The organism is Stutzerimonas kirkiae, assembly GCF_004327335.1.
In the GTDB taxonomy this organism is placed as follows: domain Bacteria; phylum Pseudomonadota; class Gammaproteobacteria; order Pseudomonadales; family Pseudomonadaceae; genus Stutzerimonas; species Stutzerimonas kirkiae.
Window position 1 is genome coordinate 1 of the sequence record NZ_QJUO01000073.1, and the last position, 1,587, is coordinate 1,587.

Genomic DNA, 1,587 nt, shown 5'->3' on the forward strand with positions numbered 1-1,587 from the left:
CGGCCTGACCGGCATCCTGGAAAACCTGACCAGCACGCCGGATGGCCTGGGTGCGCTGACCCATCTGGTAAACGGCCTGAGCATCGCCGACGACGGTGCCCTGACCCCGCTGGTCACTGCGCTGAACAGCATCCTCCAGGGCCTGGAAAACGATACCCCGTTGACCCCGCTGGTAAACGGCCTGCTGGGCGATGGCGGCCTGATTAGCGGGCTGCAAGGCCAGTTGCAGAACCTGCTGCAAGGCACGCTGCCGGGCGGCAGCGATGGCAGCGGCACGGGCCTGGTTTCCACGGTGCAGACCCTGGTGGGCAACCTGGGCAACGAGACGGCGATCGAACCGCTGAGTGACCTGGTCAATGCCCTGGTCGATCCGAACGACGGTGCCCTGAGCGGCCTGACCGGCATCCTGGAAAACCTGACCAGCACGCCGGATGGCCTGGGTGCGCTGACCCATCTGGTAAACGGCCTGAGCATCGCCGACGACGGTGCCCTGACCCCGCTGGTCACTGCGCTGAACAGCATCCTGCAAGGCCTGAGCAACGCCACGCCGATCACGGACCTGCTCAACGACCTGCTGGGTACGGGAGGCGCGCTCGCCAACCTGCTGGGTGACGGCGGCCTGGGCAATCTGCTGGGTGGCGTGCTGCCGGGCGGTTCGGCCAATGGCGGGTTGCTGCCGCTCGGTGCCTTGACCGGCAACCTGCTGATTTCGCTGGATGCCGGGCTGGAGCTGGAAGGTTTGCTGGCAACCCCGCTGGGCGGGCTGAGCAACAGCCTGGTCGGCTCCTTGAACGATGCGCTGCAACCGCTGGTTGGCGCTTCCTTCACCCTGGGCGAGACGGGCTATGTGGACCCCGAGGGCTCACTGGTGACAGGCGTGCTCTCGGCGGTGGGCGACCTGCTGGCGCCGGTCATCGACGACCTGCTGACCCTGCCGGCCCTGTCCAGCGGCGTACTGGCGGGGCAAGTGAGCGGCGAGGCGGATATCAGCGAGGTGGTGTCCGGCCTCAGCCTGCACTTGCTGGATGCCGGGGTGCTGGATGGGATTCCGGTGGTCGGCGATCTATTGAGCGGCGTGCTCGATGGCCTGGGTGGGTTGGGCGACCTGGTGGGCGGCATCATCGGCGGCCTGCTGCCGCCCCTGTTGCCGGGGCTGAGCGGCGGCACGGGGTTGCAACTTTTCTCCCTGGACCTCGGTCTGTCTAGTGAGAGCGCCGCGCAGCCGGAACAGTCGGACGAGTTGGGCCTGACGCTGGATGGGCTGTTCGCCACGGAGTCGCTCAGCCTGGTGCTGGAGACGGGCGAGACCCTGGAGCTGGCTTCGTCGCTGGTTGCCGACCTGCCACCGCTGGAGCCGCTGGATGCCTTGCTGCACCTGGGCACGCGGACGGATGAGGATGAGCAGGGGGTATCCAGCGTGCTGGTCTGAGCCTGTGCTGCGCAGCTACCGCATATACCGCCAACGGCGCCGGCCGCTGGCGGCTTCCAGGGAGTCGGATATGCCTCGGGTCTGTTGTCGTCTTGTCGTGAACCCTGGCGTAGGCCGCACCGTGTGTACCAGGGTTGGCGGCGTCGATCGTTCAGGTG

At 67.4% G+C, this 1,587-nt stretch carries 1 protein-coding gene; it reads left to right on the plus strand.

The genetic code is table 11. From position 1 onward, the window contains the following. A partial coding sequence (locus DNJ95_RS19280; RefSeq protein ID WP_476756062.1) for an autotransporter outer membrane beta-barrel domain-containing protein occupies positions 1-1,429 on the plus strand: 1,429 nt, incomplete at its 5' end. Between the last annotated feature and the right edge of the window lie 158 nt (positions 1,430-1,587).